The sequence below is a fragment of the Tunicatimonas sp. genome (assembly GCF_049647865.1).
In the GTDB taxonomy this organism is placed as follows: domain Bacteria; phylum Bacteroidota; class Bacteroidia; order Cytophagales; family Cyclobacteriaceae; genus Tunicatimonas.
The window spans coordinates 1-9,030 of record NZ_JBARYM010000747.1 but is presented as its reverse complement, the minus strand read 5'-3'; the positions used below and the strand labels follow the sequence as shown (position 1 = coordinate 9,030).

General features: G+C 44.5%; 8 protein-coding genes and 1 pseudogene. 7 read left to right on the top strand and 2 right to left on the bottom strand.

The genetic code is table 11. The features are described 5' to 3' along the window. Window positions 1–132: 132 nt before the first annotated feature. The 4 genes from WBA23_RS21765 to WBA23_RS21750 are packed head-to-tail and all read left to right on the top strand — an operon-like array spanning window position 133 to window position 5,001. Window positions 133–1,266: a sialidase family protein gene (locus WBA23_RS21765; protein WP_424584386.1), complete on the top strand. Its 1,134-nt coding sequence runs from the start codon at window positions 133–135 to the stop codon at window positions 1,264–1,266. A 3-nt stretch (window positions 1,267–1,269) separates the two neighbouring features. Further along, on the top strand, window positions 1,270–2,565 hold the full coding sequence (locus tag WBA23_RS21760) for a hypothetical protein (protein WP_424584385.1): 1,296 nt from the start codon (window positions 1,270–1,272) through the stop codon (window positions 2,563–2,565). Further along, complete coding sequence (locus tag WBA23_RS21755; RefSeq protein ID WP_424584384.1) at window positions 2,556–4,094, top strand: sodium:solute symporter; 1,539 nt, start codon at window positions 2,556–2,558, stop codon at window positions 4,092–4,094. Before WBA23_RS21760 ends, WBA23_RS21755 begins: the two co-directional genes overlap by 10 nt. Next, window positions 4,084–5,001 carry a dihydrodipicolinate synthase family protein gene (locus WBA23_RS21750; RefSeq protein WP_424584383.1) on the top strand — a complete coding sequence of 306 codons (918 nt, stop codon included), beginning with the start codon at window positions 4,084–4,086 and terminating at the stop codon, window positions 4,999–5,001. The genes WBA23_RS21755 and WBA23_RS21750 overlap by 11 nt, the downstream gene beginning before the upstream one ends. Before the next feature lie 141 nt (window positions 5,002–5,142). Here WBA23_RS21750 and WBA23_RS21745 read toward each other — a convergent pair whose 3' ends face one another. Together WBA23_RS21745 and WBA23_RS21740 are read right to left on the bottom strand one after the other, a co-directional pair. Next, window positions 5,143–5,442 carry a type II toxin-antitoxin system RelE/ParE family toxin gene (locus tag WBA23_RS21745; protein WP_424584382.1) on the bottom strand — a complete coding sequence of 100 codons (300 nt, stop codon included), beginning with the start codon at window positions 5,440–5,442 and terminating at the stop codon, window positions 5,143–5,145. Next, window positions 5,435–5,752 (bottom strand): type II toxin-antitoxin system ParD family antitoxin, encoded by a 318-nt coding sequence (locus WBA23_RS21740; protein ID WP_424584381.1) that lies wholly within the window; start codon window positions 5,750–5,752, stop codon window positions 5,435–5,437. The genes WBA23_RS21745 and WBA23_RS21740 overlap by 8 nt, the downstream gene beginning before the upstream one ends. A gap of 6 nt (window positions 5,753–5,758) precedes the next feature. Between WBA23_RS21740 and rfaE2 the strand changes: the two genes are divergently transcribed. The 3 genes and pseudogenes from rfaE2 to WBA23_RS21725 form a co-directional block, all read left to right on the top strand. Continuing rightward, window positions 5,759–6,229, top strand: a complete 471-nt coding sequence (gene rfaE2, locus WBA23_RS21735) for a D-glycero-beta-D-manno-heptose 1-phosphate adenylyltransferase (RefSeq protein ID WP_424584380.1) — start codon at window positions 5,759–5,761, stop codon at window positions 6,227–6,229. A 5-nt stretch (window positions 6,230–6,234) separates the two neighbouring features. Next, window positions 6,235–8,127 (top strand): PfkB family carbohydrate kinase, encoded by a 1,893-nt coding sequence (locus WBA23_RS21730; RefSeq protein WP_424584379.1) that lies wholly within the window; start codon window positions 6,235–6,237, stop codon window positions 8,125–8,127. Window positions 8,128–8,260: 133 nt separating this feature from the next. Beyond that, window positions 8,261–9,030, top strand: a pseudogene (locus WBA23_RS21725) (hypothetical protein); the annotation flags it as partial.

Genomic DNA, 9,030 nt, shown 5'->3' with positions numbered 1-9,030 from the left:
TACCTTGGTAGAATAAGAAATACGCTAATAATTTTTCGTTGTTTTTGGTGTACTACTGTTCATTTTGTACTTTCAAATGAAGACTCAACTACTAAGTTAGCTGAGTCTTTGTATACAACTTACAACATTCTAATGCTACCAAACCTACTAATCCGCGTGTCTCACTTTCTATCGGCAATAGCTATCCTCTGCGTTCTTTCGCTGGCTGCCTGTTCTACCTCATCTCAACCTAAAGAGGCAAAAGAGCTAATTGCCGAAGAAGCCATTTTACCTGTCAAAGATTTCATCTTTGGTGATGAACAACCATTTCCGCAGTGCCACGCTTCAACCGTACTTCGTAGATCCGATGGACAATTTCTAGTGGCTTGGTTTGGGGGAACCGAAGAAAAAGACGATGACGTGGGTGTCTGGTTAGCCATTGGGCGACCCGATCAGTGGACCAAGCCTAAGGAAGTTGCAAAAATTCGGGAAGATCCGCACTGGAATCCGGTATTGTTTCAAGCACCCGACGAAACGATCTACCTTTACTTTAAGGTCGGTAAGGAAATTGACCACTGGGAAACTTGGGTAATCACCTCAGCCGATGGCGGCAATAGCTGGAGTGAAGCTACTGAACTGGTAGCAGACGATAAAGGCGGTCGTGGCCCAGTGCGAAATAAACCTATTATTTTATCGGATGGCACTTGGTTGGCCGGAGCTTCTCATGAAGATAATCGGGTTTGGAATGCCTTTGCCGACCGCAGTACCGACGGAGGTAAAACCTGGAAAATGTCGGAGTACTTGGAAGTAAATCGTGACTCATTAGATGGTGAGGGCATTATTCAACCAACCCTTTGGGAATCCGAACCTGGTATGGTGCATATGCTGTTGCGAAGTTCGGCAGGCTACGTATACCGTAGCGATTCGGAAGACTATGGACAAAGCTGGTCGCCGGTATATCGTACCGAACTGCCCAACCCAAACAGCGGAATCGATCTTACTCAACTGGCTGACGAAACATTGGCCTTGGCTTACAATCGAGACAATGAAAATTGGGGTGCCCGGGCTCCGCTTACTATCGCACTTTCTACCGATAATGGGCAAACTTGGCCACGCGTATTGGATATTGATACCGGCGATCCGGATGACGAATTCTCCTACCCTGCTATTATTTCTTGTGGTGATACCATCGCGGTTACTTATACTTGGCAGCGCGAAAAGATTGCGTTCTGGATGGGGCTGAAAGAAGACATTCCTCAAAGTAATTTAGCGTTTCAGATTCGCTAGGTGATGAGTATAATTCGTTCAACCTGGATGAGGGTGCTACTGGTGGCTATGACTTTAGGTACGGCCTGGGCCGTTCGGGGGCAATTTGGTCATGAACACGGTGCCGCCTGGGCGGGAGCCATCGGCGTACTTTTGGTGCTTGTGCTGGCTAATCGGTCGGACTGGTGGCGACGGCTGCCTACTATTGTTGCACTAGGGGCTATCGGCTGGGGCGTAGGCGGGATGATGAGCTACGGTGTGGTAGTTGGCTACGGCCGGAGCGACGACTGGTTCAACGTGAGCTACGGACTTGGTATGCTCTTTCTCATTGGTGGATTATACGGCTACATTGGTGGTGGATTGACTGGACTAGCATTAGAATCGACCGAAAAGCAAAAATCGGATTGGGCGGCTCTGGTTACGCAAATGGTAGCCGGAGGCTATCTTATCTGGGGGATACTAATCTATCAATTAGAATGGCTCATGACCCCGCCCCGTTCCGAACTCTGGGCTGCATGTCTTGGAGCGGCTCTAGCCTTAGCGTGGTATTTACACCGTAATAGTTTTACACGAAGCCATGCAGTGGGGCTCTATTCCTCATTGGGGGCAGGATTTGGTTTTGCCTTCGGTAATTTTCTACAGGTAGTAGGTTCCGCTTCCGGCTTAATATTCAACTGGTGGAATGTAATGGAATACTCGCTAGGCTTCTTTGGTGGCTTAGGCTTGGCCTACGCAATTTTCTCTCAAGATTGGCCCAACAGTCGCTCACCCGATAAAACTGCCAATTTATTGGGTTGGTTTTTTTTAATTATTCTACTGCCCCTAATTAATATCGTTCAGCAATTTGAAAGCGATAAGTTTACTCGGCTAGATAAAATTTGGACTTTTTTTGAAGAAGCTAATTTAGGTCAGCTAAACTTATTCGCAGCCCTGAGTAGCAGTCTACTTTTATGTTCACTACTTACCACTATCTTCTGGAAAAAAATTATTGGAAACACGCAGTGGAATTTTAATAATACTTGGTGGTTGCTGCTAAGCTATTTTAGCTGGTTTATTTTTCTAAATGGTTTTTTAACCGGAGCCAACTGGGGTAATGGCACCGTGCGGGATGATTTATACTGGCTAAATGCAATAATTATTTTAGCTCTAGGACGGATGATCACTACCTCTGCTTCGAAGGCGCATTCTTCTTTAAGAGTAGATTATGCCATTAGGTTATTTTTAGTTTCAATGCTGCTTATGTTATTTCTCAGTTGGGTGATGGTTCAAACCCACGACAAGTTATTGGGAGCTCAAATCCGATTTAGCCTATGGAAGTAGCTCTCTCTACAATTGATATTGTCACGCTTTCGCTCTATCTGCTTGGGATGGTCGCTTTAGGCTTTTATTTCGCTAGAAAAAACAATAGTACCGAAGAATACTTTGTAGGTAATCGCTCTTTCAAAGGTTGGGTAATTGGCTTATCGATGCTGTCTACTTCTATTAGCTCTATCACGTTTCTGGCCTTTCCCGCCGCCGCTTTTACGCTAGATTGGCGACAGTTTATTTCCAACTTAATGCTGCCGTTAGCAGCGGTTTTAGCAATTCTGTTCTTCATACCATTTTTCCGAAGAGGGCAACTCACTTCAGCTTTTGAATATTTGGGAGAGCGATTTGGTCCAGTAGCTCGCCTCTACGGAACGTTGAGCTTTCTGATGCTGCAGATTTTGCGTATTGGACAAATTCTATTTTTAGTAGCTATTCCGGTGAATCTGTTTACCGGCATTCCTATTATCACGGTCATTACTTTTCTAGGTTTGTTCATTGGTTTTTATACCGTTATTGGTGGCATTGAGGCAGTAATTTGGACCGATGTAATTCAGGCGATCGTTTTGTGGCTGGGAGGAATTCTCTGCTTAGTCTTAATGATTAACAAACTACCTGGCGGAATTTCTCAAGTACTAAGCGTGGCCGAAGAATACCAAAAATTTGGGGTAGGCAGCACTGACTGGAATCTGAACGAACGAACGTTCTGGACGGTAGCCCTGCTCGGCATCTTTCACTTTCTAGCGATGTACTCCAGCGACCAAAACATTATTCAACGCTACGTAGCCTCCCGCAGCACGCGCGAAGCAAAAAAGGCCACACTTATTTATTCGGTGGTAGCCTTGCCCACTTGGGGGCTATTTTTCTTCATCGGGACAACCCTCTTCGTATTTTATACCGTCTTCCCCGATATTGCCATTACCCGATTGGAGGCCGATCAAGTTTTTCCTTACTTTATTTTAACAAATTTACCTACCGGAGTAGCCGGATTGATATTGGCCGCAGTGTTAGCCGCGGGAATGTCCACCTTAGATTCCAGCATTAACGCCATTGCTACCGTATCCGTCATCGATATTCTAAAACCATACTGGATGAAAAACCGCTCTGACCAGCGGTACCTACAGGTTGCCCGGCTGATTGCTATTGGTGTATCCCTGTTGATGATTGGTGGGGCGGTGTTCTTCTCGGCTATCGAGAAAGAAAGCATCAACGATTTGAGCTGGATTGTTGCTTCGGTCTTTGGAGGGTGCTTGGTAGGCTTGTTTTTGTTGGGTTTCTTCACTACTCGAGTAGGCTACCAAGCCGCCTTAGTAGCTCTGATAATTTCGGTAGTAGTTAATGTGTATCTTGGAGTAAGCTTGGCAGGATGGCTACCCGAACCCTGGGCGGTAGAGGTGCAATCGTATTGGGTGGGAGTAATCGTCAACTTATTATTTATCGCCCTGGCATATTTACTTAGCTTTGTCTTTACTAACCGAGCACCGCTCACCGGACTTACCGTCTGGACACAAAATATCAAGTCTTCTGAAACGCATGTTCAATAACAATTTATCACAACTACACGGCATCATTCCTCCCCTAATAACTCCGCTTACCAAAGAGATGGACTTGGATTCGTTAGCAACATCCAAACTCATTGAGCATTTGAAAGGCGGCAGCGTACACGGGCTATTTATCCTCGGCACTACCGGAGAAGCACCCAGTTTAAGCAGTCAGGTAAAATTAGAGTTAATAAAGCAAGTAGGCGATGAAGTAGGTGGCGAACTCCCTTGGCTAGTAGGGATTACCGATACTTGTCTAGCTAATGCCATAGATTGGGCCAGACAAGCCCAAGAGTACGGAGCCACCGCGGTAGTAGCTGCTTCACCATTTTATTTCTCTGCTAGTCAATCGGCGCTTTACACATTTTTTGAACAGTTGGCTAAGCAAAGTCCGCTACCGCTTTTTTTGTACGATATTCCTAGCCATACCCGTAACCGCTTAGAACGTGAGACCATTATTGCGTTACTGAAGTTACCGAATATTATTGGTTACAAGGATAGTACTATTGATGTAATGCACTTTCATTGGCTAAATCAGCTACGCACTGAAGGTGAACCGTTTCCCTACTTTTTGGGTCCCGAAGAGTTTTTGCTCGAAACTACCCTGCTGGGTGCCAGTGGCGGGGTGAACGGGGGAGCTAATGTTTTCCCCTCGCTCTACGTAAAACTTTACGAAGCTGTAAGAAATAAAGAAATAGATACCGCTCAGCACTTGCACCAACTAGTATTGCAGATCAGCCAACACCTCTATCAAAATGGCCGCACGGTAACCGCCGGACTTAAGTTTGCTTTGGCTGAGATAGGAATTGGGAATGGCCTGATGGCTCCCCCTCAAATGAATTTAGAGAAGGAAGAAAAAGTGAAAATGCGAAAATTCTTACAAGATTTTAACGAAAACTTTCCGCTTTAAAATTTTGAACGGTCTCGGCTATGGGTAGTTACTTGGGTTAGCACTTAGTTTTGCAAGTACACACCAAGCTGAAAATCCTTGCGAATTTTCAGAAGTAGGCGAGAACAAGCAATTACTTATAGCCATTATTGTGTGCTGTTTTTATTCAGTTATTTTTTTCTTTAAATCCATTCTTTCGTGCAATATTCTCGTTATTTCCACATAATCTTGTTCCAATGTTCTGTAGAAAATTATGTATCGATTTGTTTTCAATCCGAGCAGTTGCTTTGATATTCCTTCGTAATTTTTTCCTAAATCTGGATTTTCAGCAATTTCATGGCAGTTAGAAATAAGACTATCGAAATACTTGTCAGCTTGTTTCTCCGACCAGACCTCAAATGTATAATCCCAAATTGTAGATAAATCCTCGACAGCTTTATTGGTCAGTTTGTATTCAGCCATTCGAGAGCTTTTTCGCTTTTAAAGATTCAAGATGCTGTTTAGGGTCAAAGTCGTGTGCTATTCCGCTGTCAATTCCTTCTTGTATTGCGGTTTTCAAAGCAGTTATTTTATTTTCTTCTTCCTCTAAAAGTCTCAATCCAGCACGAATGACTTCGCTAACGTTTTTAAATCTTCCTTCACTTATTCGGTTTTGAACGAATTGGTCAAAATAACTTCCGAGTGATATTGATGTGTTTTTGTTCATTTGAATACTAATTTTCTCAAATATACCAAAAATTGGTATAAAGGCGAAATTTCTCTTAATTTGCATACAACGATGGATAAAACCGAAACAACCGAACTAACTGCCTTACTTGCTAAGCTAGACCAACATAGAACTAGAGGCGAAATCATCGTTTTTACCAATGGCTGCTTTGATATTCTGCACCGGGGCCACGCCTCCTACTTACAAGCAGCGCGCGACTTAGGAGATTTGTTAGTCATAGGAGTCAATACCGATGCCTCGGTAAAACGGTTAAAAGGGGATAGTCGCCCCATTAACAATGAAGACGACCGAGCCTTTATTCTTCAAAGCCTGGCTTGCGTTGATTACGTAATCAAATTTGGCGAAGATACTCCTCACGAACTACTCTCTCAGATTAAACCGGATATTCTGGTAAAAGGTGGTGACTATAAGCTGGAAGAAGTGGTAGGTCGCGAATTTGCCAGGCAAGTAGTGCTCATTGACTTTGTGGACGGCTATTCCACTACTAAGACCATCCGAAAGATGAAAGAAACCCAAAGCTAACTAGTATGTCGGCACCGCTAACTGACCTATTCAACCAAATTTCCACCCTGCGCGTAGGAGTGCTAGGCGACTTCGCGGTGGACGCATACTATCCATTGGAAACCGAAACGGGCGAACAATCACTTGAAACTGGTAAAGCGGTTCACCGAGGCGGAAAAATCCGCACTTCTCTGGGTGATGCTGGCAACGTAGTCAATAATTTTAGCGCACTTGGAGTCTCAGCAATAAAAGTAGTTGGATTGCAAGCTAATGATCTTTGGGGGCGAGAATTGCTACACCTGCTTCACCAAAAGAGAGTTGATACTTCGGGGTTGGTTCTTCAAAATCAGCAGTGGCAAAGCTGCGCCTACGTGAAACCGATGCTGGGCAAAGAAGAAGGTCACCGTCTGGATTTTGGTTCCTACAATCAAGCCGATCCCCAACTACTAAATCAGATACTAGACAACGTAGAGGCTACCCTTCCGAGCTTAAATATTCTCTTGCTCAATCAGCAGTTCGTAAAGCCGTTACTGAATTATGATATTATCCAAAAACTAAATCATCTGGCTCTTCAATATTCTGAGTGTCAGTTTGTGGCTGATCTACGTGATCTAGGGCAATACGCTCAAGGTATGACTCTCAAAGCAAATACGGTGGAAACTGCCAAAATGCTCAATTCACCGCATCTTGATGAACGGAATACTGATCAATGTTTGACATTGTGCCAAGCACTTAGCCAACAGCAAAAATGCCCGGTTCTGCTTACCCGAGGCCCCTATGGCATGATTTATTCTGATGGAAGCCAAACTAAGGCAGTACCCGGAATCTGGCACGATGGAGAGGTTGACCCGGTAGGTGCCGGTGATACTGCGATTAGTACCTTTGCCGCTTGCCAAGCAGTAAACCTCGATATAGCCCAGTGTCTGAAGATTGCCAATGCTGCATCAGCGGTCACAGTACGAAAGTTACACCAAACCGGAACTGCTTCGCCCAACGAAATTCAGAGTCTACTTGCAGACTGTACCTATGTTTATCATCCCTACCGCGCCGACCATCCTGATACTGCAAATTATTTTGAAAGTAGCCTCATCGAAGTTGTAGAAGAATATTCAGTCGAGAGGCCTATCAAATTTGCTATGTTTGACCACGATGGGACTATTTCAGTGCTACGGCAAGGATGGGAAGAAATTATGCAGCCACTAATGTTGAGGAGCATTGCCGGAGATGCGTTAACCACACTTTCATCATCTCAAAAAGATACATTAGCCTATAAAATAACGCAGTTGATTGGACAAACTACCGGTGCGCCTACCATTGTGCAAATGGAAGGATTGGTGGAGCTTATTCAACGAGAAGGCTATGTACCAGCTTCCAGCATTCATTCACCCAAGTATTATAAGCAAGAGTTCTTGCAGCTACTTAACGACCTAGTTAACGACCGTATCAGCCGCTTCCAACGAGGCGAACTAGGAATTGAAGATTTTACCCTAAAGGGCGCGATTCCTTTCCTACAAAAACTTCGAGACATTTCAGTAGAACTGTATTTAGCCAGTGGGACTGACGAAGAGAATGTAAAGCAGGAAGCCAATACTCTTGGCTACGGTTCGTGGTTTACCGGTGGTATCTACGGAGCTCGCCCCGATGGCATGAGTGCTAAACGTAAAGTGCTTCAGCAACTTTTACAGGAAAAGCAAGCTAAGCCATCGGAGATACTAGTTATTGGCGACGGCCCTTCCGAGATACGAGAAGGCCGAAAAGAAGGCGCAATTTGCGTTGGCATTGCCTCCGACGAAATACGCCGCTTCGGAATGAACTACGCCAAAAGAAAAAGGTTAATTCGAGCGGGAGCTCACTTTATTATTTCTGACTACGCCCAACCGGAAGCATTATTCAATCTATTTTTTCCTAAAAACTACTAATCTATTAAATAAGCATCGAATGTTTTGGTATTATAGTGCTAAAGTGTTTTGGTAAATCTTTCTCACCGAAGACTCCAACAGCATTCCGTAACCACCCTAACACTCAAGCACCTTAACACTCTAACACAACACTATGAAACTACTTGCCTTACTGATGTTAACCTTTCCGGCTTTAGCCCAATCGCCCACCCCAGATACCAGTTTTCTTCAACCCGTTTCAGTAAAGTTCACCTTATCCAATAATTCGGATAGTATTCAACTGAAAAAAGTAGTCGTCAACTACGACGATATTATCTATGTGCTGAGTGATAATGGATTGTACCGAGTGTTGGATGGGCAACTGGTACCGGACATTGGCTATCGCCCGCTGGCGGATAAAGCTCCGGTAGATATTAGCGTTCAGGAGGAAAGCGGTTATCTGTATTATCTGTACGAAGATCAGTTTCTGACCAACGCCCACGCGGGTAAACCTTACGCCTTTTTGCCCGAAGGCCAGTATCATCAACTAGCGGTAAACCGAGTTGGTGATGTATTGGTAACGGGTGATCAACAGTCTGCTCTTTATCGCAACAATGATTGGAATATCATTGACGATTTAGATGCTGAAATACAATCTATTCAATGCCAAAACGGTCAATTTTATGCACTCACTAGTTTGGGAATTTATCAACTAGTCGATGCGCAGTGGAAGATATTTTACGGTGAGGAAGCGGCGAATTGTATAGCCTTCCGGGACAACGAATTGATGGTTGGAACCGATAACGGCTACTACGGTATTTCTCGGACCGATGCTTCCGAAACTACCCCACTGGTCAGTCGGGTTCCGGTACCGAAGATTACTGCTTTACTATCCACCTCTAACGGATTATGGGCGGCTACTCCTCAAGGTGCTTGGCTCCAGAC